The 24,398-nt window shown below is 39.0% G+C and carries 24 protein-coding genes and 1 riboswitch; of the genes, 5 read left to right on the forward strand and 19 right to left on the reverse strand.

Annotated elements, in window-relative coordinates:
- Nucleotides 1-129 precede the first annotated feature (129 nt).
- Nucleotides 130-2,265 carry a WG repeat-containing protein gene (locus tag VEB00_12675; GenBank protein ID HYF83870.1) on the reverse strand — a complete coding sequence of 712 codons (2,136 nt, stop codon included), beginning with the start codon at nt 2,263-2,265 and terminating at the stop codon, nt 130-132.
- Nucleotides 2,266-2,380: 115 nt separating this feature from the next.
- Nucleotides 2,381-2,463: riboswitch (cyclic di-GMP riboswitch) on the reverse strand.
- A gap of 242 nt (nt 2,464-2,705) precedes the next feature.
- Here VEB00_12675 and VEB00_12680 point away from each other — a divergent pair.
- On the forward strand, nt 2,706-2,903 hold the full coding sequence (locus VEB00_12680; protein ID HYF83871.1) for a hypothetical protein: 198 nt from the start codon (nt 2,706-2,708) through the stop codon (nt 2,901-2,903).
- 76 nt (nt 2,904-2,979) lie between these two features.
- Here VEB00_12680 and VEB00_12685 read toward each other — a convergent pair whose 3' ends face one another.
- Nucleotides 2,980-3,765: an FMN-binding protein gene (locus VEB00_12685; protein HYF83872.1), complete on the reverse strand. Its 786-nt coding sequence runs from the start codon at nt 3,763-3,765 to the stop codon at nt 2,980-2,982.
- 286 nt (nt 3,766-4,051) lie between these two features.
- Here VEB00_12685 and VEB00_12690 point away from each other — a divergent pair, with 286 nt between their 5' ends.
- Complete coding sequence (locus tag VEB00_12690; GenBank protein ID HYF83873.1) at nt 4,052-4,450, forward strand: YggT family protein; 399 nt, start codon at nt 4,052-4,054, stop codon at nt 4,448-4,450.
- A gap of 150 nt (nt 4,451-4,600) precedes the next feature.
- Here the strand turns inward: VEB00_12690 and VEB00_12695 are convergent, their stop codons facing one another.
- The 13 genes from VEB00_12695 to VEB00_12755 form a co-directional block, all read right to left on the reverse strand.
- Nucleotides 4,601-5,737: a glycerate kinase gene (locus VEB00_12695; GenBank protein HYF83874.1), complete on the reverse strand. Its 1,137-nt coding sequence runs from the start codon at nt 5,735-5,737 to the stop codon at nt 4,601-4,603.
- An 86-nt stretch (nt 5,738-5,823) separates the two neighbouring features.
- On the reverse strand, nt 5,824-6,636 hold the full coding sequence (locus VEB00_12700) for a sugar phosphate isomerase/epimerase family protein (protein HYF83875.1): 813 nt from the start codon (nt 6,634-6,636) through the stop codon (nt 5,824-5,826).
- Between the two features lie 104 nt (nt 6,637-6,740).
- On the reverse strand, nt 6,741-7,640 hold the full coding sequence (gene garR, locus VEB00_12705; protein ID HYF83876.1) for a 2-hydroxy-3-oxopropionate reductase: 900 nt from the start codon (nt 7,638-7,640) through the stop codon (nt 6,741-6,743).
- Nucleotides 7,641-7,655: 15 nt separating this feature from the next.
- Complete coding sequence (locus VEB00_12710; GenBank protein HYF83877.1) at nt 7,656-8,576, reverse strand: transketolase C-terminal domain-containing protein; 921 nt, start codon at nt 8,574-8,576, stop codon at nt 7,656-7,658.
- Between the two features lie 27 nt (nt 8,577-8,603).
- Nucleotides 8,604-9,416: a transketolase gene (locus VEB00_12715; protein HYF83878.1), complete on the reverse strand. Its 813-nt coding sequence runs from the start codon at nt 9,414-9,416 to the stop codon at nt 8,604-8,606.
- A gap of 40 nt (nt 9,417-9,456) precedes the next feature.
- Entirely contained in the window at nt 9,457-10,293 is an 837-nt protein-coding gene (locus VEB00_12720; GenBank protein HYF83879.1) for a sugar phosphate isomerase/epimerase family protein, read from the reverse strand.
- Between the two features lie 34 nt (nt 10,294-10,327).
- Entirely contained in the window at nt 10,328-11,344 is a 1,017-nt protein-coding gene (locus VEB00_12725; protein ID HYF83880.1) for a zinc-binding alcohol dehydrogenase family protein, read from the reverse strand.
- A gap of 75 nt (nt 11,345-11,419) precedes the next feature.
- On the reverse strand, nt 11,420-12,445 hold the full coding sequence (locus VEB00_12730; protein ID HYF83881.1) for a substrate-binding domain-containing protein: 1,026 nt from the start codon (nt 12,443-12,445) through the stop codon (nt 11,420-11,422).
- 40 nt (nt 12,446-12,485) lie between these two features.
- Nucleotides 12,486-13,496, reverse strand: a complete 1,011-nt coding sequence (locus tag VEB00_12735; GenBank protein ID HYF83882.1) for an ABC transporter permease — start codon at nt 13,494-13,496, stop codon at nt 12,486-12,488.
- A 19-nt stretch (nt 13,497-13,515) separates the two neighbouring features.
- On the reverse strand, nt 13,516-15,009 hold the full coding sequence (locus VEB00_12740; protein HYF83883.1) for a sugar ABC transporter ATP-binding protein: 1,494 nt from the start codon (nt 15,007-15,009) through the stop codon (nt 13,516-13,518).
- An 11-nt stretch (nt 15,010-15,020) separates the two neighbouring features.
- Entirely contained in the window at nt 15,021-15,767 is a 747-nt protein-coding gene (locus tag VEB00_12745) for an amidohydrolase family protein (protein ID HYF83884.1), read from the reverse strand.
- A complete protein-coding gene (locus tag VEB00_12750) occupies nt 15,764-16,489 on the reverse strand; it encodes a GntR family transcriptional regulator (GenBank protein HYF83885.1) in 726 nt (241 codons plus the stop codon). Before VEB00_12750 ends, VEB00_12745 begins: the two co-directional genes overlap by 4 nt.
- Before the next feature lie 117 nt (nt 16,490-16,606).
- Nucleotides 16,607-17,419, reverse strand: coding sequence for a TIM barrel protein (locus VEB00_12755; GenBank protein ID HYF83886.1), 813 nt, complete (start codon nt 17,417-17,419; stop codon nt 16,607-16,609).
- A 275-nt stretch (nt 17,420-17,694) separates the two neighbouring features.
- Between VEB00_12755 and VEB00_12760 the strand changes: the two genes are divergently transcribed.
- The 3 genes from VEB00_12760 (at nt 17,695) to araD (ending at nt 20,989) form a co-directional block, all read left to right on the forward strand.
- Nucleotides 17,695-18,537, forward strand: coding sequence for a phosphogluconate dehydrogenase C-terminal domain-containing protein (locus tag VEB00_12760; GenBank protein ID HYF83887.1), 843 nt, complete (start codon nt 17,695-17,697; stop codon nt 18,535-18,537).
- Between the two features lie 77 nt (nt 18,538-18,614).
- A complete protein-coding gene (gene araB, locus VEB00_12765) occupies nt 18,615-20,300 on the forward strand; it encodes a ribulokinase (protein HYF83888.1) in 1,686 nt (561 codons plus the stop codon).
- A complete protein-coding gene (gene araD / locus VEB00_12770) occupies nt 20,300-20,989 on the forward strand; it encodes an L-ribulose-5-phosphate 4-epimerase (protein HYF83889.1) in 690 nt (229 codons plus the stop codon). The genes araB and araD overlap by 1 nt, the downstream gene beginning before the upstream one ends.
- A gap of 101 nt (nt 20,990-21,090) precedes the next feature.
- On the opposite strand, the gene VEB00_12775 is transcribed toward araD, so the two are convergent.
- The 4 genes from VEB00_12775 to VEB00_12790 all read right to left on the reverse strand — a co-directional run bounded on the left by VEB00_12775 (nt 21,091) and on the right by VEB00_12790 (nt 24,100).
- Nucleotides 21,091-22,917, reverse strand: a complete 1,827-nt coding sequence (locus tag VEB00_12775; GenBank protein ID HYF83890.1) for a YcaO-like family protein — start codon at nt 22,915-22,917, stop codon at nt 21,091-21,093.
- Nucleotides 22,918-22,923: 6 nt separating this feature from the next.
- Nucleotides 22,924-23,067, reverse strand: a complete 144-nt coding sequence (locus VEB00_12780) for a hypothetical protein (protein ID HYF83891.1) — start codon at nt 23,065-23,067, stop codon at nt 22,924-22,926.
- A gap of 104 nt (nt 23,068-23,171) precedes the next feature.
- A complete protein-coding gene (locus VEB00_12785; protein HYF83892.1) occupies nt 23,172-23,504 on the reverse strand; it encodes an aldehyde ferredoxin oxidoreductase C-terminal domain-containing protein in 333 nt (110 codons plus the stop codon).
- A gap of 212 nt (nt 23,505-23,716) precedes the next feature.
- Nucleotides 23,717-24,100, reverse strand: coding sequence for a hypothetical protein (locus tag VEB00_12790; protein ID HYF83893.1), 384 nt, complete (start codon nt 24,098-24,100; stop codon nt 23,717-23,719).
- Nucleotides 24,101-24,398 lie beyond the last annotated feature (298 nt).

Below are 24,398 nucleotides of genomic sequence, written 5' to 3' on the forward strand. Positions count from 1 at the left end.
GGTTTATCTGTATAAATAAATTTTAACATATATATTTGTATAATAAAAAAAGAAACATCATATTGCCATATTGGCTCTATGATGCTTCTTAATTGTATAGCACAAAAACTCTGTAAGCCCTATATTGTCCTATTTTTTATACTCTCTTGGATCCCAGATAAAAGTGCCGCTTTTATATATATAGCCTTTGCCATATGGCGTCTCAGGAGCAACTCCATATGTATCCAGATATACTTCTGCCATTCCGTCCTTAAAACTATCTGCCTGCCCGAACTGGGGGCTTATTATGATGTTGCCATTTTTATCAGCATAACCCTCTCTGTACAAGGTTGTCTTACTATTTTTACTTTCATACACCAGTCCTAGCCTTACAGATATCATACCTTCGCTATAGCTTCCTACATCTTTAAACTGTGGCTCGCACAGCACCTTACCGGATTTATCAATTAACCCCCATTTGTCATTACTCTTTATTCCAGCAATTCCCTCACTGAAATACTTTACATCCTCATAAAGTGGTTCTACAACTACCTTACCAGTCTTATCGACAAATCCCCATTTACCGTTCTTTTTGACTGGTGCCATCCCATCGACAAAATATCTGGCATCCTCATACTGTATTGAAGTAACCTGCTTTCCATTCTTATCTATGAAGCCCCACTTTTCACCTGTCTCTACAGCTGCCAAGCCTTCATAAAACCAAAGTGCCTTTTCATATGCCGGCTGAACAACTATCTTTCCGGTTTTATCTATATAGCCCCATTTGCCATTTAGTTTTATTGCTGCCAAGTCTCCGCTAAATCCGTCCGCATCTTCGAAACCCGGATTTATTATATATTTACCGCTAATATCAATATAACCGGCTTTGCCTTCACTCTTAACCACAGCTAAGCCATATCTGAGAAATGCTTGGTTATCAAATTTTATCTCTGTGACCTGCTTACCGGTCTTGTCAATATATCCCCATTTTTCTCCAAGCTTTACATTTGCAAGCCCACCAACAAAATAGTATGTCAAATCATATTTAAAGTCTATAACCACATTACCTTTACTGTCAATATAACCCCATTTATTATCCTTCTTAACAGCGCCTAACCCCTCATAGAACATATATGACCCATCATATTGAGGCTCAACCACTAATTTCCCGCTTTTATCCATAAAGCCATATTTATGGTTTAAAGAAATGCCATACAGCTTTTCTTCGGCGCTTACATTTGGGCCAACTGGTTTATCAACACTATTCCATACGACATTCCCTTTTTTATCTATATATCCCCAAAATGTATCCCCACTATCCTCAATAAATGCCAAGCCTCCATGGAAGGGAGCGATGTATTCGAAAGTATATTTAATGACTGCATTGCCAGCCTTATCAATAGCTCCCCATTTGCCATTTAGTTTTAACGTAGCCAAACCTTCCGAAAAAGGATACACTTGGTCATAAACGGGCTTTATCTTGACAGTACCAGTCTTATCAATATACCCCCATTTGCCATCGGACAATATTGCTGCATATCCTTCACTAAAGGATTCTGCAAGTGAGAATTGGGGAGTTATTATAAACTTGCCTGTCTTATCTATATACCCCCACTTCCCATTAGAATATACCGCAGCCAAACCTTCCGAAAAATTCTTCGCTTCCTCAAACTGAAGTTTTATTGCTACTTTTCCTGTTTTATCTATATATACGTATTTATTGTCTATTTCGACTTTTGCCAAACCTTCCGAAAAAGAAAAGTCCCCAGGCCACTCAGCCTTTACCACCAATTTTCCACTTTTATCTACTGCTCCCCATTTGCCGTTTACTTCAACAGCAGCCAATCCATCAGAGAAATAAGTATAAGATTCATAGTAATCGCAATATGCCATTATTTTACCGGATTTATCGATATGCCCATATTTATCTCCCATTCTAACAATGGACACACCGTCATAAAAGCCTTGAACATGAGTAAACTGTGGTCTGATTGCCATTTCACCCTTTGCATTTATAAATCCCCATTTACCGTCTACATTAACAGGGGCAAGTCCCTCTGAGAAATCATATGCACTGCTGTATTGCGGATACACAACTGCTTTTCCCTCTTGATTTATGAATCCGTACCTATCATTTTCTATAATTAAGGTTAGCATGTCATTATTCACCTGGCTTGTGTTTAAACCACTTGCACTGCTATTGTCTGAAGCAAATACTCCAATAGAATTTTGAAATGCCATAATCACCATGATAATTACTGCAGATAACAATGTTAGTTTCTTCATTTGTATCATCTCCTCGAATAATTAGTACAGGTATCGTATACCTGGGTTCAGTCTGCCGAATGGCATTGAAATATAAAAACCATGCCTTAAAGACATGGTTGCATGCATGTATTCTTTCGGCAACCCGGCTGTCTTGGCTTTTGCTTTAGACCCGTGGCTTTGTGTCCTTGTCTTTCGACAAGTTTACCTTTTCTATTGATGGCTAATATCCCTTTAAGTTCCTGTATATTTTACCATAGTATTCCAACTCATATTTAATATTTTACCAAATATTCGATAAATTGCAAGTAAAATCGACAGATATAGCAAGAGTCAGACACCTCACAACAACCCCGTATCCACTATACTCAGTGCTTGGCACTTTTTTTGCAGAAAAGATAATATTTCTAAACCAAAACAATATAAATCTATTAAATAGTTCTTTAAGGGGGATGTATATTGTGAGTGTAGATACGGTTAGTTTTTTTTATGAGGGTGACGCAATTTACAATAATACGCAATATGTAATTAAAGCAAAGCAACGGGATATAAACTCTAAGGTTGAAGTAGTTATTGAGGATTTTGATGATATCAGAAATAGATTTGGAAAAGAGTTTGACGATGTTTTTGAATTCTTTGAATGGCTAAAGAGCAAATAGTATTTAAAGTACAATAAAAAAGGTATCCTGAAAAGTAATCAACACTACCTTCCAGGATACCTTATTATTAACCTATTTACTGCATATTAACAGAATACTCTACCTGTATTGGAACTTTAATCTCTACACGATTTGCATATGCTTTCTTAAGTGTAGCAATGAAATCGCCGTGTGCATCTTTAAGGCTCATAGTTGCTCCAGATACTACATCAGCAAGTACTGCCTTTTCTGCTGCAGTAAGCTTTTCATACTTTGCTTTGTCTTCTGGTTTTGTTGTTTCTGCCGGAACCCTCAGAGGACGTCCGTTAAGGTCTGAAGTGTTCTTAGCAGCCCACTGCTCTAATTCTGCAACAGTCTTGCCAACAAAGAAATTCTGATAGAAGTCAGCCTGCTTATGCCAATCATTAGTTGCGTTCATGCCGTAAGCATCACCACGTTCACGTTTTGTCTTCCATCCAGTAACTTCAGCTGCTATAGTTTCGTTAGTGTTGGTGGATACACCGGTTACTTTTGAATTATCTCCTTCATGACTTGATACATTGTATCCTGGTGTTGCAGGCCAGCCGGAGAAGTGAGGCATGCTCGCGCCGTCATAGTTCGGAGTTGAAACTTCTAAAGAATCGAAAATAACATTGACTACTCTTCCGTCCGCATCAAATATTGCGTTTGCCATTACTGTAGTCATAGTATAAACCTGTACTCCATTAGCATCTTTTCCAGGTCCTACACGAAATGCCGGAACCATGGCAAACCCTTGATAAGCTTTAGCAGTAACTGGAGCTACCAAGCTGCTGGCATCTGCTACAACTGCCAGTGCCATAACCAAAACCAGGACGATAGATAACACTTTTAACTTTTTCACAATAATCCCCCTTTAGTTTTTTTATTTATATGTATTTAACATATTTCGTTGTAATTATTCTCATTATAGTTACATTATAAGACTCTGTTAATTATTAGTCAACCATATTTATCCATTGTTTGATAATTAACTATCATACCTATTAGATAAATATAACTAATTAACTATTATTTTACTAATATTTGTATAATTATGCCTTATGTTTGCCACGGACCCGGCACATATTCTCGTTATAAATGAAAATACTATGTTAGATAACATTATTACAGGAGTATAGGAGCAATATATGAGTCATATGAATAGCAGCAGCAAAAAGCAACGAGGTAATGAGACTAAATTGAAAAGTATAAACAATGATGAAACCGCGCTGCATGAAAGCTATAAAATGCCTTCTTGGTTTACTCAAAGCAGAAACGCAATATATTATATACTTGGTGTAATTGAGATACTTCTTGCATTCCGTTTCATTTTCAGGATTCTTGGTGCTAATTCTCAAAATGCATTTGTATCATTTTTATATTCTGCTGCGAATTTCTTTGCAGCGCCCTTCTCTGGAATTTTTAACTCTTTTGTACCCTACGGACTTGCTGCAAAGTCCGTATTCGAGCCTACCCTCATAATTGGAATGGCAGTTTATGCCGTAATAGCGTGGGGCCTGGTGGGTCTCCTCAGTATGAAGCTATAAGCTGAATTCTTTACGAATTCTATTATCTCTTCCTTTGCAGCAATAAACCCGCCTAAGCTTGCGAGAGATTTGCTAAAATTTATAAAATGAAACCTGCTTGTATAAAGAAAAAGCACTGCATCCTAAAATGCGGTGTTCTATGTTTACCCTTTAAGCCTCCATCGCCTTTATAAACCTTATGATATTATCCATAGTTTTATCCATATTGCTCTTACCATGAAGTATTGCTTCATCCAGTGACGTTGGCCTTTGGTTTATACTGAAAACCGCAGAAACACCCAAATCATATATATTCTCAATACCATCGCAAATGCAACCCACAACCGCAACAACAGGAACACCTAGAGGTTTCGCCCTCCTTGCTACTCCCGCTACCACCTTGCCTCTCAAGCTTTGAGAATCAATTTTCCCCTCCCCCGTAAATATTAGGTCTGCGTCAAGAGCTATGTTCTCAAAATCAACTGTATCTAAAACAACGTCAATACCCATGCACAAAGCTGCGTTCAAGAAAGCGACCATTCCTGAACCCATACCGCCTGCTGCACCGCCGCCTTTTATATTCGCAACATCCATCGACAGATCTTTCTTTATTATTTCAGCAACATTGATGAGTCCTTCATCAAGCTCCCTTATCATGCTGTCATCCGCGCCCTTTTGCGGTGCGAATATATACGCTGCTCCCCTCTCTCCATACATAGGATTATCTACGTCACACATCACGACAATTTCTATATCTTTAAGTAAGGGCAGCATATCTGAATTGTCTATCCTTTTAATTTTTTTTATAGTGCCTCCTACAGGTATAAACTCACAATTTCTATCGTCGTAGAATCTGGTTCCAAGAGCTGCAGCTGCACCAGTCCCAGCATCATTTGTACAACTTCCGCCAAGACCTAGAATGATTCTCTTAACTCCATTATTTGCCGCATGAGCTATAAGCTCTCCAACACCATAAGTCGTTGTTATCAATGGATTTTTATCCTCTCCGACCATTGGGAGACCTGCACAAACTGCCATCTCAATTACAGCTGTTTTCCCATCAGCTAATAATCCATAGAAAGCACCAACCTTATTGAAGAATGGACCTGTGACATTAAGATTTATCCTCTCTCCGCCCAAAGCCGCTAAGAAACAGTCAACACTACCTTCTCCGCCATCAGCGACAGGTATTTCAACAACCTCGCAATCGCTAAAATGTTTAATTACCGTGCTTTTCATAATCTTGCATATTTCTTCGGAGCTTAGACTGCCTTTAAAGGAATCAGGAATCAAAATCACCTTTTTCATATAGACCTCCAAGACTAATAAATGAAACTTCCATATTAAAATATTAGTCACTGATGTTATTGCATCAGCGACTCAATTTTCCACAGCTAAATTACTCCGCTCCTGCTTAAAAGCCCCCGCAGAAACCCTAACCCCTCTTCAGCTTCTTTTTCAATGTTTTTTGAGTATGCCTCAATACTTATTCTACCCGGCAATCCACACTCTTTCAGTTCTTTAAAAAAAGCACTATACTCCAAATTGTGTTCAAAAGTGGCTATGTATCTCTCCAACGTGCTTGCGAAATGGGCATGGACTATGTATCCTTGCCCCGCTTTTATGCTCTGAACTGTTTCATTTCCGACTGTAAAGTGATAGTAATCTATCAAACATTTGATATGTGGATGTCCTACCTGTTTAGCTATATCGAGCCCCTCTGCAAAAGTATTGATTATGTTGCTTTCAGTTCTATTCAGGTGCTCTATAGCAATATGAATTCCATTCTCTTTTATAATATCACCAATTATGTTTAGTCTATCTATCAGCTGTTTTTTTGCTTCATTCATATCCACATTGTTTGGAACGTTTCTAGCCCCAGCACTGCCAAATACTATAATTTCTGCCCCTAGTCCTTTTGCTCTTTCTGCAGCCTTCTTTGTGTACTCTAAAAAGTCAAAACTGTTGAATTGCTCACCTATAAGCTTTATATGAGCCGGGTAAAAATTATTACATGCCTGACATTTTAATCCTGATTGCTCAAGCTTTGTAAGTAAAGCCCCATACTCTTTATCATTTAACTGCATAATCTGTGCAAGTGGCAACTCTACATAGTCATATCCGGCTTTCTTGTATATGTCAATCCATTCTGCACCAATTCCGTCATCTCTAGTTGAATTCATATTAGCGCATATACCTATCCTCATGCTAAATTACCTCTCGTATTGTATTTATGTTTACAATAAGTCTTGACAGACAGATATTATACCTGCCTATCAAGACATAGCCTGCAATCACATAAGTGACCAGATTATTCACTTATGGGCTTTACTTCTATTCCTGCTAATTTCTCATAATAACGTACAAGTGCACTATGATCGCAAGCGCCCATCCCGTCTTTCTCCAAATCTATCATCATATCAAGTGCCTTCTCAGTAAGTGGCAATGGCATATCAGTTGATTTGCCTGCATCAATGGCATTTCTTAAATCCTTTATATGAAGCTCTATCCTGAAACCTGGTTTAAAATTTCTGTTAAATACCATGGGAGCCTTTGCATCAAGAACTGTGCTGCCTGCGAGTCCACCCCGAATAGCCTGGTATACTCTTTCGGGATCTACTCCAGCTTTAGTTGCAAGTGAAAGTGCCTCACCCATAGCTGCGATATTCAAAGCAACGATTATTTGATTTGCAAGCTTTGTTATGTTTCCACTTCCTATTTCGCCAACATAGACTGTACTACTTCCCATACAAAGCAATATATCCTTCACCTTATTAAATATCTCTTCCTTACCACCCACCATAATCGAAAGGGTTCCATCTATAGCTTTTGGTTCACCTCCGGATACTGGAGCATCAAGCATTTCCATGCCTTTATCTGCAAGTATGCCAAAGAGCTTCTGTGATACTGTGGGATTAATTGAACTCATATCAATAACAATTGTACCAGGACGCGCCCCGTCACAAACTCCATTTTCCCCAAGAAGTGCTTTTTCAACATGAGGTGAATTCTGGAGCATTGTGATGACAATATCACTATTCTCTGCAACGTTTTTACAGCTTGTTCCTGCTTGTGCTCCGCATTCTGCCACATTTTTAACTGCATCTTCATTTAAATCATAGACAATCAGCTCATATCCCTTTTTTAGCAGATTCTTAGACATGGGCTTTCCCATTATTCCTAAACCAATGAATCCTATTCTTAAAGACATTATATACACCTCTTTCTATATGAATTTATGTACCTTATCACAAATTGATTCCGCAGTAAGCTTGTATTCCGATAGCAGATCCTCATGTTTTTCAGCTGACTGACCAAACACATCTTCTACTGCAACACATTCTATTGGTATCGCAATACCCTTAAGGCCGAAAGCTACTGAGGCTGACAAACCGCCTATTATTGAATGCTCCTCAGCTGTAACAACACCCTTGAAGCCTTGTGAAAGCTCACAGACTTTTTTATATGGAAAAGGTTTTAGAGTACTTACATTAACAACACGTATAGACAATCCTTCACCTTCCAAAGTCGAAGCTGCTTCCACTGCCTTTGAGACCATGACACCGCAGGCAAAAATCACGATATCGTTGCCTTCTCTGATAACCTCAGGTTCTCCAATTACAAACGGCTTTTCAGCATCGCTCAAATCAGGTGTTTCTGATCTAGTATTTCTTATATAAACAGGCCCATTGTGACCCACTGCCGCTTTTACGATTTTTTTTGTTTCAGCAGCATCCATAGGTACGAGGACTGTCATATTTGGGAGTGCACACATTATTGCTAAATCTTCAATACATTGATGTGTTGCTCCATCACCGTAGTCAGAAAAGCCAGAAGATGAGCCTTGTATTTTTACATTTAAATTGGCAGTACAAATTCCTTGTCTTATCTGGTCAAAAGCCCTGCCTCCAGAAAATACAGCGAAGCTATTTGTAAAGGGTATTTTACCGGCGAGTGCAAGACCTGCTGCAAAGGATGTCATATTAGCCTCTGCTATTCCCATTTCAAAATATCTATTAGGAAATTCATTTTTAAATAGACATGTCATTGTAGATTTTCCCAAATCTGCTTCAAGAACTACAATTCTTTCATCCTCATGCCCTATTTCCACAAGTGTTTCTCCAAAGACCTGTCGTTGGTTGCCCATTGTTTTACCTCCAAGCTCATTAAATTATTATTGATAAACTTCCATAAGTTGTTCGTATTGTTCTTTAGTCAGCGTTCCATTGTGGAATGCAGGGTTGTTTTCGGCACACGCTATGCCTTTACCCTTTACTGTATGTGCAATAATTGCAACAGGAGCTCCAGATAGGTTGTCCAACTTATCAAGGGCTTCCACAATCTCTTTCATATTGTGACCATCACATTCTATGACAGTCCAGCCGAAAGACTCAAATTTTCCTTTAATATTATTGCAGCCTATAGATTTATCAATAAAATCTGTTGCCTGGAGTCCATTATTATCTATTATTGCTACAAGATTATCAAGCTTGAATTTTGATGCAGCCATTGCTGCTTCCCATATCTGTCCTTCCTGAAGTTCTCCATCCCCAACAACAGAATATACCTTCGAATTGATGCCATCCATCTTAAATGCTGAAGCTATACCTGCAGCTATAGATAATCCCTGCCCAAGGGAGCCGGTATTCCCTTCAATACCCACAAGTTTTCTTACATCCGGGTGTCCTTGCAACCTGGTATGAAGTTTTTTCAGGTTTTTAAGCTCTGTTTTATCAAAATATCCAGCCTCTGCAAGACATGCATATTGCGCAGGAGCAGAATGTCCCTTGCTTAAAATAAATATATCCCTACCTTTCATGGCAGGATTCTTTGGGTTATGATTCATCTTATAGAAATATAGTGCTGTAGCTATATCAGCAATTGAGCATGATCCGCCAAAATGTCCGGCTTTTCCATGACCTATCATTTCAATAATATTGCATCTTACATTCTTCGCTTTTTGTTCCAGATATTGTATATTTGCCAAAACTATCAACTCCAATTTATTTTATATATGTATTAATCTGCTACACACAATATTGGCTAATTAGCTTCTTTAGAAATGAGGCTGTCTGAATGGCACATTCATCCACATTCTCAGCAGGTACAAGTCCTTCTGATAAAAATCCCTTATAACCTATTACATCAAGCAATTTAATCAACTTTACAAAATCAAATTCTCCATGGCCTATCCCGGCAGGCCATCTGTCACTGTCTGAAAAATGGAAGTGCCTTACGATATCCTTTGCTTTTATAATACTCTCTTCAAGACTTTTATCTTCAATATAAATATGGTATAAATCAAGCAAGAGCCCAAGGTTAGAAGCCCCTACCCTATTTATTATGTCTATTCCATCATCCGTTGTATTTATAAAATTGATTTCAAACCTATTGGTAGGCTCAAAATTAATTTTCACATTATGTTGTCCCGCATATTTGCATGCTTGCTTCATTATTTCAACAAACATATCTCTAGTATAGGAGATCGGCTTAAACTCTAATGCTCTTCCTCTAAACAAACCTATGTTTACCGGGCAGTTGAAATTTTCTGCTATATTAACCATAGCCTTTAATTTATCAAAAGCTTTAAGCCTTATTTTTTCATCTTCATGTACAAGTGTTAACCCATATTCCAAAGCCATGCGTCCGCTATTTATGCAGGAAAGCTTGATATTACTATTTTTCAAAGCCAAATCAAGGGTTTTCCAATCAAATGTTTCCGGATCACTTATGATTATTTCTACTGCATCGAAACCAAATCGTGCAGCCTTCCCGACATTTAGTTCTATTTCATCATGATAGAGATGCGCACATGGAATTTCGGGCATACCCTTAGTTCCTATGAACAACGATGTCTGTATCATAAACATCTTCCTTTCTTATCTGCTAGTTATTGTACTAATCAAATATAAGCACTATTTTTCCTACACTGCTAATATTATCCTTAGCATATTTAAACGCTTCGACCACGTTGTCAAACTTAAACCTGTGGGTGACCAACAATTCCGGATGTATTTTTCCGCTGCTTGCATCAGCTATGATCTGCGGAAATTCATTTGCACTATTTCTAGATCCCAGAACAGTCATTTCATTCTTAGTAAAATTAATTCCAGTAAACGCTACTTTATCATTAGTAAGACCTATAATAATTATCTTACCCCCGGAGGCTACAAGGTTTTCAGTATTTTCCATTACTTTCGCAACTCCTGTGGCTTCAATAACAATTCCCGCTCCCTCATTATCAGTAAGCTGCATCACTCTGGCATTAACATCCTCAGCTAAAGGATTTATAACGTCATCAGCCCCCATACTTTTAGCAAGCTCTAATCTTGTCTGTGAAGTGTCTACAACAATAACCCTTGCGCCCAATAACTTTGCATAATCTGTTACTGTCAGTCCAATTGCCCCAGCTCCAAGAATCAAAACAACTTCCCCAGATGTTATTTCAGCTCTGTTGCTGCAATGTGCGCCGATTGAATATGGTTCCAGCGCTGCAGCCATTTCAAACGGCATATCCTGTGGGATTTTATGAAGGTTTTTAGTTTCAACTGCTATATATTCCGCAAACCCGCCATCAGTATGTGCACCGATTACCTGAAGCTTTGTACAGCAATTGTATTTTCCGTGTCTGCATGGGTAACACTTTCCACATGCTTTGAGTGGCTCAATTACAACATGATCCCCAACTGAAAATCCAGATGCATTCCCACCTAGCTTTACTATTTCCCCTGCAAATTCATGCCCATGTATACGAGGATAGTTCTTATAAGGATGTGTTCCTTCATAAAAATGCACGTCACTGCCGCATATCCCTGCCGCTTTAACCTTGACAAGTACCTGATCCATTCCACAATCCGGTGTGCTGACTTCTTCTACCCTCATATCAAAGGGTGCATATAAGACTGCAGCTTTCATAAAATACACCTCTTTTTATTTATAAATTTTTTTAGAGTCAAGGACAGGTATGAATCCCTGCCCTTGACAAATACTTTATTTTTCGCCTTTAAATGCTTTAACATTGTCCTTATCAACTATAAATATTCCTGTATTAATATTCACTGGTATATTAGTTACTCCAAGTGCTTTGTCATCTTTGCTTACTGATGCCGGTGAATGGTTCATATCATAAAGCAATTTTGCACCGTAGTATGTAAACAGCTGTCTCTTCTGACCAACAAGAGAATTGAATACTCCTTCTTCAAGCAGTCCAATCTGTGCTGCGTCAACATTCATGCCTGTTACTGCTATTTTTCCTGCTTTGCCTGCTTCTTTAAGAGCAGTTCCTATACCAGGTGTTGCGCCGTCAAAGCCTGAGATTCCTGCTATGTCAGGATAAGCTGCCAATATATCTGCTGTAACTCTTGCTGCAACCTCCGGGTTGGACTCTGAGTTAAATGCATCTACAACTGTCATTTCAGGATAAGCTTGCAAGTACTCCTTGTAACCCTTCAGTGCAAGCTCCATGTTTTCAGCGCCTTTTATATATACTACAGCTACTTTGCCTTTGCCTCCAGTGTGCTTTACCATTTGCTCAGCATGTGCTATTCCAACATCATACCAATCAGTTCCTATAAAGGCCTGTCTCTTGGAGGTGCTTATGTCAGCGTCTACAACTACACAAGGGATGCCCGCTTCGACTATTTTATTTATCCCTCCTGTAAGGGAGGATTCCATACCAAGCACCATTATTCCGGCTGGTTTTCTTGCAATAACCTCTTCTATTGTTTTTACCGTACCTGCGATGTCATATTCTGATGGACCAGCTATTGTAACCTTAACTCCATACTCTTCACCGAACTTTTTCAATCCAACTTGGTCGTTCTCAACGAATAACGGGAAACCTGACAAGCAGCTTATCCAAACATACTCTTCGTTGGATACATCTACCTTATCTGTGCTGCCAGTTGCTACTGCCGGTGGTGCAGGCTCTTCTGCTGTGCAGCCTGACAACATCATAACCAATACCATTGTGAGTGCGAGCAATAAAGATAGAACTTTTGGATAACTTTTTTTCATGATTAATCCTCCTCTTTTAATAGACAATATATTGCTATTTTTAATTCTTAACTCTTGTACGCTTTGTTATAAAAACGTCAAGAGTAATAGCCAGCATTAATATTACACCGATTACTATACTCTGCCAGTTAGTTGAAACCTTTGATATAACCATCAGGTTATTAATAAGTCCCATAAAAAGCGTGCCAAGTGCTGCTCCGACTATTCCGCCCTGTCCACCCGCCAAGCTTGCTCCGCCGAGTATGCAGGCTGTTATTGCTCTCATTTCCATACTTTGTCCAGTTGAGGACACTGCTGCTCCAAGACGCGAAGTAAGTATTATTCCTCCTAATCCAGCCAGTCCGGAAGAAATCATAAAAGAAATAATCCTCATCTTTGATACATTAATACCCGACAGCATTGCTGCTTTTTCATTTCCACCTATATAAAAATATCTCTTGAAAAATTTAGTCTTGGTAACAAGTAAATTAAAAATCAAAACCAAAATGAGCATGTACCACACTGGTATTCTAAAACCTAATAACTGAATATCAGCAATTTTTATAAATTCCTTAGGAAGGTTGGCTATCCCAGAACCAGCAACAAGCATTGCAACTCCCCTTAAAATACCCATCATTGAGATACCGACAATCATTGGATTAACACCAACTTTTGCAATCATGACTCCATTGAAAAGACCAATTGCTAAACAAATCAGCATAGTGATTGCAATTGCGACCCACGTATTAAAGTGCTGATAATAAACCAACCTGGCTGCAATTGCACCAGACAAAGCTATTACTGAGCCTACTGAAAGGTCAAAAACACCAGAGATCAGTAAAATCATCATACCTATTGCAATTATAGTATCGATTGACATGTTCAATATGATAGCTCTAAAGTTTGCAGCTGTCGGGAAAGTTTTATATACCATACTTGCAACAATCGATACTATAAGTATGAGAAAAAACAAGGTAATCGTTCTGTTTTTTAGTATATACAGGCCTATATTCTTAAAATGATTTACTCGTTTTTTGTCATTATTAACAGTAATAAACTGCTTTGAGTCCAAATAAATCCCCTACCTTTACTCAATTGTTAAATCCAGAAGCCAACTGCATAACCTTTTCTTCAGTTGCTTCCTCTCTATTTAGTTCCCCCATTTGTGCGCCATTGTACATAACAACAATTCTGTCGCTGATTGTCAGTATCTCTGGAAGATCCGAAGATATGACTACAATGCTTGTACCACTTGCAGAGAGTTCCCTGATTAGCTTGTATATCTCTGATTTGGCACCTACATCTATACCTCGGGTAGGCTCGTCAATTATAAGTATTTTAGAATTAACAAGAAGCCATTTTGCGAAAACTACCTTTTGCTGGTTTCCTCCTGAAAGTTCACCAACTATTTTTTCTACGCTTGGCGTTGCTATATTAAGCTTATTCTTGTATTCATCTGCAACAATGTTTATTTTTTTATTATGAATCATACCGTTAGTGCATATACTTTCAAGTTTCCCAGAAATAATATTTTCAGCAATGCTCATATTTAAAAATAGTCCATGTTCTTTCCTATCCTCAGGCAAATAGCCTATTCCATTGTTTATCGCATCAACAGTATTTCTGATTTTTGTTTCCTTACCGTTAATATAAATTTCTCCGGAGATTATCGGATCAGCTCCGATTATACCTCTGAAAAGCTCAGTTCTCCCAGCTCCTGCAAGCCCGGAAAATCCAAGAATTTCCCCTTTATGAAGCTTGAATGTGATATCCCTATATTTGTATGACGTCAGATGTCTTGTTTCAAAAACTATCTCATCTTTGTAGCATGGTGAATATACATCAACCTGGAGATCCCTTCCTACCATCATATTAATTATTGTATTTATGTCCAATTCTGTGATTGATTGTGTTCCAACATATTTCCCATCCTTGAGCACTGTAACTCTATCTGCAATTTCAAAAAGCTCCTGAAGGCGATGTGAAATATATATAACTGAGATACCTTCATTTTTCAATTTTCCTATAACCTCAAACAGAACTTTTGTTTCGCGTTCAGTCAATGCAGCCGTAGGTTCATCAAGTATCAATATTTTACTCTTATATGACAGTGCCTTTGCAATTTCAACCATTTGCTGTTGTGCAGGAGTTAAGTAGCCAACAATATCAGTTGGTTGAACGTCTAGCTTTATTTCAGTGCAAAGCTTTTGTGTCATTTCATTCATTTTTTTATTTTCAATAAAGCCAAATTTATTTGTATACTGTCGTTCAACAAAGATATTTTCAGCAACGTTAAGATTTGGTACCAGGCTTCTTTCCTGATAAACAACACTTATGCCAAGTTCGAGAGAATGTGCATGATTTCTGATTTCGATGGCTTTTCCATCGATTTCTATGGTTCCTTCGTCCTTTGAATAATTACCCGCCAGTATATTCATAAGTGTGCTTTTTCCTGCACCATTCTCACCACATATAGCATGTACTTCCCCTCTTTTTATTTCAAACCCAACATTCTTTAATGCTTGTACCCCGGGGAAGGCCTTGCTTATACCACTGAGTCTCAAGAAAACTTCATTCTTATCCATAATCAAACCCCTTATATCTTAAGTCTGTATACCTCTTTTACAGTTTTATACATTATCTGTTCAAGCTGTACTGGGTCTTTAACTGCTTGCTTGTATTTTGCAATCTCTACGGGTGTATTTGGAATCATATCTGATGAGAACATTATCTTGGTGGCTCCGATTGTACTAATGAAGTTTTTAATATTTAAAACATTTACCCAACTCGGTTCCAGATAAACATTTTTAAAGGTTTTAGCAAGATAAAGCGCCTGTGGAGAGAGTAAATCCTGTCCAGCATGAGCCAGTACAATCTTCAAATCCGGAAAGGCTTCTGCTGCCGGTATAATGCTCACAGGATCTGAAAAGGGCATTCCTGCTCCAGTATGAATCATAACCGGGACATCCAGGGATCTTGCTATCTCATACACAGTAAATGCATCTTTACTTGCAGGATGTACTGCATGGGCAATGGGCGTGATCTTTATTCCTACAAATCCAAGTTCATTAACACAACGTTTAGCCTCTTTTTCGTAATCTTCCGGTCTAAAATGAGGGTCCATTGAAATCATTCCCCAAAATCTACCTGGATTATCGATGCAGAATTTGTGGATCCTATTATGTATTTTCATTGTATCCTCAATATAAGGTCTTGGTATTAGCGGCTGTACAATTCCACCAGTCACACCATACTTCTCACACGCTTCGATCAGCTCCGCCTCTGTCTGTTCCTTATCAAATACATAGTCATACCCTAGATGAAGATGTGCATCTAAAATCATAAAGCTCCCCTCCCATATTGTGTGGTTAATTGTTTCCATTGTTTAATGGAGTTCTTAACTTTCTCAGTTGCATACTCTCTGTCCTTCTTTTTAAATGCTTCAATCATCTCCTCGTGCACTGTAATTGAATACTTGGCATTTTCTTTATAGTTTTGATACGTGGCTTCAATAGTAGCTCCCAAAAAGTCTACCACATATGAATATATCATCTCGACAAGAACGTTGTTAGTGATTTTACCCATGGTTTTGTGAAATAAAATATCCATCTTACCTAGTTCAACACAATTTCCTTTTTTACTATAAACATCCTTCATGTCCTGGTTAATGATTTCTAGCAGCTTTATGTCCTCCTGTGTAGCATTAGCAACTATAAGGTCTCCTACTGCCATCTCAATGAATTCCCTTAGTTCAACCAATTCCCGCAGCGATGCTTCACTGGTCAGCATTTTAAACATCAGAGGGTCAATAATTGCCCTGCTTGTATCCTGTGTGACGTAGGTTCCGTCACCCCTCTTAATCTCGACAACACCTATTGCATTCAGTATCTTCATTGCCTCTCTGACAGAGCCTCGACTCACTCCCATCATCTCTGCAAGTTCAAACTCTGATGGCAGTTTGTCTCCAATATCAATCTGTTTACTGATTATTAATCGCTTAATATTATTAATGACCACATCTACCGCTGAATCTTTTACCTTTGAAATAACCTTAAAATCTCCCATGTAAACTCTCCTATTTTTATCATTTTTAGATAAGTATACCAAATAGGACGCACTTATTAAATATTGTCAGTATTTATGTTTCGCCTAATATATACCATCAAGCAGCTAATTCATATTTTATTCATAGCTGCATATAGCCTGTTTAATATATTCAATACTTTGATGAGCCCAATTTTCTTCTTTCTCAATTGTTTCTTCTATGCTGTTTGTATAAGGTGTCCACAGCTCCAAGACTATATTGACATCCTTTTCAACAGCAAGTTCTATAACCTTGCTGCAGTCAAGCATCCCCTGACCTGCAGCGGTACCGACTATTGAAAACCCCATTTGGTGTCCCACTCTTTCAATGGTAAAATCCTTTAAATGTATGTTTCCCACATATGGCGACAGCTTATCTATAACATAATCCGGACTTTCCAGCGCTCCAAAGGAATTTACTGTATCCAGGCATATCTTAAGACTCTCGCTTTTTACACCCTCAATAATACTGATAAGTTCATCCACTTTATGCTTATCATGATTCTCTATAACTATTACGATGTTTTCTTCCTCAAATCTCTTGATGACACTTTTAAAATTATTCTCAGCTTCTTTTATGGTCACTGGCTGAGACGGTGAATGGATAATTGTTCGAAGTGTCTTAGCGCCAAGAATTTTGCATATATCCAAGAACTTCAGCATATGGTTTATTTCAGTGCCTCTTGTGCCAACTTCCAGCACAATGTTCTTAAAGTCCGCAAAAGCTTTAATACTAACGAGTTGCTCCTTTGAGTAGCTTTCCAGTTTAATATTATCGCATATTTGCAGCAGACCTATCCGGTATTCACTTGCCTTCTTAATCAACTCAATACTGTCGAGCATTCTCCTGTGCTCAAACCCCTGAACACCTACCGACCAAGTATATGTATAGCTTGATATTCCCAGAAGCACACAATCACCTCATAATATTCGTCATATGTTCCGTCCTTCGCGATACATTAAACATCATACGTTTAACTTATGTCCAAATCATATCATCCATTATCAGAATTGTCAATACACCATTACATCATAATTGTAAGCCATGCGGCAGAATAGACGAAGGCTATTTTGATATAAGTTTATTGACAAATTTTACTCCGAGATTTATTATAAATGTATACGTATGACGTTTAATGTTTTAGTCATGCAATAGTTATTAAAATTTGTAATGCGAGGTGTAACAAATGAATCAAAACTTATCTATCACGGTCGTTGGTGCTGGTGGCAAAATGGGGTGCAGAATTGTAGATAATCTTGTCAAACATGATTGTAAACTGCACTTCTGTGAAACTGGTGCTGCGGGTATAAAGAATCTTGAGGAAAGAGGTTTAAAAGTCACCGAGACAAAAGATGCCTTAGCTGTAAGTGACTATATTATTTTAGCTCTCCCTGATGCCTTGCTTGGAAAAATCAGTCATGTGCTTGTACCAATGTTAACACCTGGTACCACAGTTATTACTCTAGACCCCGCTGCTGCTTATGCGGGTGAATTATGTACAAGAGATGATTGTACCTTCGTTGTAACACACCCTTGCCATCCCCCGCTATTCGGTGAGCAGGAATCAGATGAAGCACGCCGTGATGTTTTTGGTGGAATAGCTGCAAAGCAAGACATAGTTATTTCATTTATGAGTGGCGAGTTTAATAAATTTGAAATAGCTGAACAAATATGTATAAATATGTTTGCACCTGTTGTGACCTGTCACAGGATAACTGTTGAACAAATGGCATTGCTTGAGCCGGCCGCTGCCGAAGTAGTGATTGCATCTGCAGTATGCCTTATGAAGGAAGCTCTTGATGAAGCTATTAAAAGAGGCGTCCCCGAAGCCGCCGCAACTTCCTTTCTCTTAGGCCACATCCAGGTACCTCTTGCTATTGTTTTTAAGAGCACAAATCCATTTTCAGATGCAGCAAAAATTGCTGTTCAATATGGAACTGAAAAAATATATAAAGAAAATTGGAAAGAAATCTTTGAGCCTGAAAACGTCAAGGAAGTTCTGACCCGTATGCTTCATCCAAATAAATAAGTACATTTTAAGTTACTTATTTAAACATTGATTAATTATGCGGGAAATACATAGCATTGAAAGCGGAGGTAGTGAAAGTGAATAAAAAATATACCATCGGAGTTGATTTTGGTACACTGTCCGGGCGCGCTGTACTAGTTGAAGTAGAAAGCGGAGATGAAGCTGCTAAAGCGATAAAATCATATCCCCATGGTGTCATGGATGAGTATCTGCCGGATTCCAAAACCAAGCTGGAACATGACTGGGCTCTGCAGCACCCACAAGACTATCTGGATGTTTTAAGAGAGACTATACCCGCAGTATTGAAAGAAGCAGGTGTCAGTGAAGAAGATGTTATTGGAGTAGGTATTGATTTTACTTCCTGTACCATACTCCCCACTGATGCCAAAGGAACGCCCCTCTGCTTTTATGAAGAGTACCGCACAAATCCTCATGCTTATGTAAAGCTGTGGAAGCACCACTCTGCGCAGGATGAGGCAAACGCACTTAACCGCATTGCAGAGGAAAGAGGAGAAGACTTCTTAAAGCGCTACGGCGGAAAAATTTCCTCCGAGTGGGTTATTCCAAAGGTATGGCAAATACTTAATGAAGCTCCTGATATTTATAACAGTACCGGAAGAATAATGGAAGCAACAGACTGGATTGTTTTGCAGTTAACAGGTCAGGAAAAGAGAAACAGCTGCACTGCGGGATATAAAGCTATCTGGCATAAGCAAAAGGGCTATCCTTCAAAGGAATTTTTTAAGGCATTAGACCCAAGGCTCGAAGATTTGGTAAAAACAAAACTAAGCTCAGATATTCTACCAATAGGTGCAAAAGCAGGAAGCTTAACTGAAAAAGCAGCATTGCTTATAGGGTTGAAGCCTGGAACTGCCGTAGCGGTTGCTAATGTAGATGCCCACGTGGCTGTTCCTGCTGTTGGAATTACTGATGAGGGTAAAATGCTTATGGTAATGGGAACTTCTACCTGCCATATCCTTCTAGGTACTGAGGAGAAAGCGGTCCCTGGAATGTGTGGAGTTGTAGAAGACGGTGTAATCCCTGGATACTTTGGCTACGAGGCCGGCCAGTCATGCGTTGGTGATCATTTTGAATGGTTTGCGGAAAACTGTGTGCCTGCTGAATATACCCGTGAAGCAGAAGAAAAAGGCACCTCAATTCATACACTACTTACAGAAAAGGCTGGAAAATTAACTGTCGGAGAAAGCGGACTGGTCGCTCTTGATTGGTGGAATGGGAACCGTTCCGTGCTTGTTGATGCAGACCTTACAGGAGTGCTTTTAGGATGTACGCTTTCTACAAAGCCAGAGCACATATACCGGGCATTAATAGAAGCGACGGCATATGGGACAAGAATGATCGTGGATACATTTAACGAAAGTGGTGTTCCAATTACAGCGCTATACGCGGCAGGCGGCATTGCTGAAAAGAATAGTCTAATGATGCAGATATACGCTGATGTCACCAACATGGAAATCAGGATATCCGCATCGCCGCAAGCGCCCGCCCTTGGGTCAGCAATGTTTGCAGCCCTTGCAGCCGGCAAGGAGAATGGCGGATATGATTCTATTCTTGAAGCGGCCAATCATATGGCAAAGGTCAGAGCTGATTACTACAAACCAATTCCCGAAAACGTTGAAGTATATAATAAACTTTATGCAGAATATAAAATCCTTCACGATTATTTTGGCCGTGGCATAAATGATGTAATGAAGAGACTCAAGAACATTAAAGCTGAAGTGAAACAGAGGTGTTCCGAATGATTCTGAAAGAGCTCAAGGAGCAAGTACTAGAAGCAAACCTTGAACTTCCCCGAAAGAGTCTTGTAACATATACATGGGGAAATGCAAGTGGCATCGATCGCGAAAAAAATCTAGTTGTTATAAAACCGAGCGGTGTCTCTTATAACGAACTTAAAATTGAGGATCTGGTTGTTGTGGACCTGGATGGAAATGTAGTAGAAGGTAAACTAAATCCCTCCTCCGACACACCGACGCATTTGGTCCTTTATAAGTGCTTTAAAGAAATCGGCGGTGTTGTGCACACCCATTCCAAATGGGCAACTATATGGGCTCAAGCAGGAAGGTCAATCCCTGCTTTAGGGACTACCCATGCAGATTACTTCTATGGTAGTATACCATGTACTAGAAAATTGACTGTTAATGAGATAAGCAGTGCTTATGAAATAGAAACCGGAAATGTTATAGTTGAGACCTTTGATGATATAAATCCTATTCATGTTCCTGGTGTTGTTGTAAGCAACCATGGACCTTTTACCTGGGGCAAGAATGCCAGTGAAGCTGTACATAATGCCGTCGTATTGGAAGAGCTCTCAATGATGGCCTATCATACCTATTGTTTGTCTCCGGGGTTGGATGCTATAGACCAGGAGCTGCTTGATAAACATTTTCTGAGAAAGCATGGCTCCGGAGCTTATTACGGACAAAAATAGAATACGTTAGTCAGGCCCCAAAGCTGTCACGTTATTGATGCTTCCGATGTAAATAACTGGATAACTTTGGTGCCTGATACAATAACTTACTATCTCAAACACTAAATCCCTAGCTCTCGCAAATCCATAAGCGCAGCTGTCGACTGCCTATCCTTAAGTGCTCTCTTGATGCTTCTTGAAACACTATAATTACAATTATCTGCTGCACCACATTCACTGCAATTAAAACAATTAATATCAGGGTAGATTCTTTCAATAATTTCCCTAGGCTTCTCCATTTGCTTACAAACTTTTCGAACAATATCAGCAGTATAGAAAAGTTGAAGTATATCAGTTATTTCCTTGGCAGGCATATTTTCAGCCACGGCAGCAGCATAGTCGGCAATACATCGGTAATATACTTTCTCATCTGAACCGGATAAGCCATTTGCCACTAATCCAAAAACTACAGCAGCCTCCTCATAATTTCCAAGCTTATATAAGCAAGCCCCTATTAAGAAATAGTGCTCATAACCCTCGCCAGGATACTTGCTATGGAAATCTACTCCTACCAGAGTAGAAAATGTAACTTCATTTATTGAGTTTTGCTTGTACTTTAGAAAGCTTACTACCTCCCTTAATTCGTCATCCGATGCATTATGCAATCTTCTTAAGGCCGTCCTCACTATCAGGTTGGAACGGACTTCTTGTACTTTCATCAAATCTGCCTCATGTATCTCGCTGAATCCCGGTGAAATCACCTGATATGCTGGAAAACCCGAGTAGGAAGCATCTTTAATCAATACATCATACCCCTGGGAAGTAATCAGAGCCAGCATATCCTTCAGCACCTCACCATTCGATTTTCCCGTAATGTCCGTAAATGGTTCAAATTCATAATCAGCAGCTTCGCTAAAAAGCTCTGTTGGATATTGTCCTAATCCTACTTTGACTATGTTGGTCACATTATCAGCAAGCTGTACACCAGCACTATCAAATCTCAGAATACTAAGACTAGTAAATACTTCAACATTTCTTCCCTGTAATGCCTCGGTCAGTGTCCTCTCTAGTGCAATTTCAAATTCCGGATGTGCACCAAGCCTAACCCCATAGCTTTGACGTTCCTTGTCTATTATGATAAGTACAACTACTGGATACCCCCTACCGAGTGATCCATCCTTTACTAATACTTTATAGCGGTCCCCTACCTCAAGCTCCTTAATTACTTTGTACAGCCTTTCATATTTCATCAGATACCAATCCGGTATTATCGGAAGCATTATCCTTTCTTTAATAATCTTCAAATTCACATGCCTTTCGAATACCTCGGAGAGCCCCTGCACCAATGCCTCCTCAGGTGTGTTTCCTGAACACATTCCATTGCTGCGGTACAGCTTCCTGCAAATTGCATAAGGCAAATATTCATAACGTCTATTTTTCACACTGTAGTACTGAACAGTCACGAATTTGTCACTGCAGTCTTTGAATATCGGAAACCGCCACAAAGCCATTATATCCGCTCTACTTTCAGGGTCTTCAATGATTTTCCGCTGCCCTTCAGCACCAGCCTTTATTAGCATCCGTACAAAGGAATTGTCAGACTCAGCCAGTTCTTCTGCACTCATTATCTTTTCATCGGTCGTATAATAAAAGCCTCTATATTTCCAGGTATCTTCATCATAATCTCCGAGGTTCAAATAATCGTTTTGCATTCTTTCCATAAATTCTGCATAAGCGCTTGCTTGTGCATATTCCTTGGTTGCTCCCTTTCCATTAGAGCCTATGCCTGTGCCGGGAACATTTACCCTGAGGGTATAGAAGCCCTCTACTCCAGTATCCCCCCAGTGTTCTTCAAGCTCTATATTCATTTCCTTCAATATTCCCTTAATGCGCTCCACCGTTTCTTCAGGCATACATTCCTTGTATTTGGTATCTCTTGTGGCCTTCATTCTTGCTCACCCTTCCCTGACCTTAAACATTTTTTTGACTGACCCGATACCAGAATATTCACCATCCAATTCAAAGGTGTCATATATGTTCATTTTATTATATTTCGCATGGCAATGATGCTTGTCAAAAATTTTGACAGTGATTTTCATACCGTAACCCCCCAACCCTTCTTCTCATTCGATACATTCAAGCATATTAGCTTAAGGTAAATAGAAAACACCCCCAGGTGCTCTCTGCGCCCAGGGGATGATAATTATAATCCAAGCTTTGATATTCTCTCCGCTGTTGGAATTCCACCATTATCCCATCCTCTATTTGCATAGTATTCCGGCAAAAGCTCGGATAATCTGTGAACGTTGCCTTTTGATGGACCATCTGGAATCGGTTCTTCCAACAATCTCTTTGGTAGAGTATCCTGTGAAGGATCTACTCCTGCCTGCAAATTGAACAATCTTTCTATGTTATATATTCTTTCACCTGCTTCCTTGATTGGAGCCGCCGAACATGTCCATTTATGATATGCATTGATAAAATGCTCTTTGCCCGATACCTGTACAGGTATACTTTCACTCAACACCATGCTCATCACGTTGGTGCCAATATTATTCTCATCCTTATCCTCTTTTCCGGTAATCAAATTATGTGAATTATAATAATAAGCTTCTTATACCTGCGCATGTTGTCTTGGTAGGTGGAATGATGCTCAAAAGCCTTTAACCTTAATCCATTTTCCATAAATGAACAGTGCAGTCGCGATAATAAAAATGCCTGCCGCGTAGGCGTATATGCTCATATTTGTTACCTTCCTTTATCCAATATTACTATGGAAAACCAACTTAATGATGTGATTGCCATTAAATTTATAGGGATACTTCCAGTTAGTAAACTCCAGTGTATATATACAACAGCACCCGTCTTAACAAGCATGTATTCTTCAATGGTAAAAACAAGCGTAAATATAAGAACATGAAGAACTCTAGCCCACTTTCTTCTAGGTTGAAGCATGGCTATCAACATACCTGAAACAAAGCTAGCACCAAATGTGAAGAAGAAAGACGAGCCCCATATAGAAATAACAGGGTTCGTAATTTTGTATAGTCCAAGTGTTATCCTTTCTGTATCAATAATCAAATGTATAATGGATGAAACTATTCCGCACCAAATATTCTTTCTGAGCTCCACCCATTTCCATCCCCCCAGTAGCGAAAAGACTGTCCAAATTGCTATAAAATGTATAATCCATTCCATTGTAGGCTGCTCCTTTAACTTATATTGTGTATAGTATTATTAGTTGAAGGAATATTAATACAGCATATATAAACAAAAGCACTGCATCAGTATGAACTGATACCCGTTAATCGGACACAAATAAAAAGCCCTATCGCAGAATTTCATAAAATTAAGCAGACTGACACCGTTTTTCGTATGGTGTCAGTTTAGTTTTTAATTGGATACGCTCATAGTTGTAAAAGTAGATATA

It is taken from the genome of Clostridia bacterium (assembly GCA_035628995.1).
Classification (GTDB): Bacteria; Bacillota; Clostridia; order Lutisporales; family Lutisporaceae; genus BRH-c25.

What these genes read in the sequence shown, in the direction of transcription:
- VEB00_12675 (HYF83870.1), bottom strand. Translation starts at nt 2,265, where the DNA reads ATGAAGAAACTAACATTGTTATCTGCAGTAATTATCATGGTGATTATG.
- VEB00_12690 (HYF83873.1), top strand. Translation starts at nt 4,052, where the DNA reads ATGAGTCATATGAATAGCAGCAGCAAAAAGCAACGAGGTAATGAGACT.
- VEB00_12695 (HYF83874.1), bottom strand. Translation starts at nt 5,737, where the DNA reads ATGAAAAAGGTGATTTTGATTCCTGATTCCTTTAAAGGCAGTCTAAGC.
- VEB00_12700 (HYF83875.1), bottom strand. Translation starts at nt 6,636, where the DNA reads ATGAGGATAGGTATATGCGCTAATATGAATTCAACTAGAGATGACGGA.
- garR (HYF83876.1), bottom strand. Translation starts at nt 7,640, where the DNA reads ATGTCTTTAAGAATAGGATTCATTGGTTTAGGAATAATGGGAAAGCCC.
- VEB00_12710 (HYF83877.1), bottom strand. Translation starts at nt 8,576, where the DNA reads ATGGGCAACCAACGACAGGTCTTTGGAGAAACACTTGTGGAAATAGGG.
- VEB00_12720 (HYF83879.1), bottom strand. Translation starts at nt 10,293, where the DNA reads ATGATACAGACATCGTTGTTCATAGGAACTAAGGGTATGCCCGAAATT.
- VEB00_12725 (HYF83880.1), bottom strand. Translation starts at nt 11,344, where the DNA reads ATGAAAGCTGCAGTCTTATATGCACCCTTTGATATGAGGGTAGAAGAA.
- VEB00_12730 (HYF83881.1), bottom strand. Translation starts at nt 12,445, where the DNA reads ATGAAAAAAAGTTATCCAAAAGTTCTATCTTTATTGCTCGCACTCACA.
- VEB00_12740 (HYF83883.1), bottom strand. Translation starts at nt 15,009, where the DNA reads ATGGATAAGAATGAAGTTTTCTTGAGACTCAGTGGTATAAGCAAGGCC.
- VEB00_12745 (HYF83884.1), bottom strand. Translation starts at nt 15,767, where the DNA reads ATGATTTTAGATGCACATCTTCATCTAGGGTATGACTATGTATTTGAT.
- VEB00_12750 (HYF83885.1), bottom strand. Translation starts at nt 16,489, where the DNA reads ATGGGAGATTTTAAGGTTATTTCAAAGGTAAAAGATTCAGCGGTAGAT.
- VEB00_12760 (HYF83887.1), top strand. Translation starts at nt 17,695, where the DNA reads ATGAATCAAAACTTATCTATCACGGTCGTTGGTGCTGGTGGCAAAATG.
- VEB00_12775 (HYF83890.1), bottom strand. Translation starts at nt 22,917, where the DNA reads ATGAAGGCCACAAGAGATACCAAATACAAGGAATGTATGCCTGAAGAA.
- VEB00_12780 (HYF83891.1), bottom strand. Translation starts at nt 23,067, where the DNA reads ATGAAAATCACTGTCAAAATTTTTGACAAGCATCATTGCCATGCGAAA.
- VEB00_12785 (HYF83892.1), bottom strand. Translation starts at nt 23,504, where the DNA reads ATGAGCATGGTGTTGAGTGAAAGTATACCTGTACAGGTATCGGGCAAA.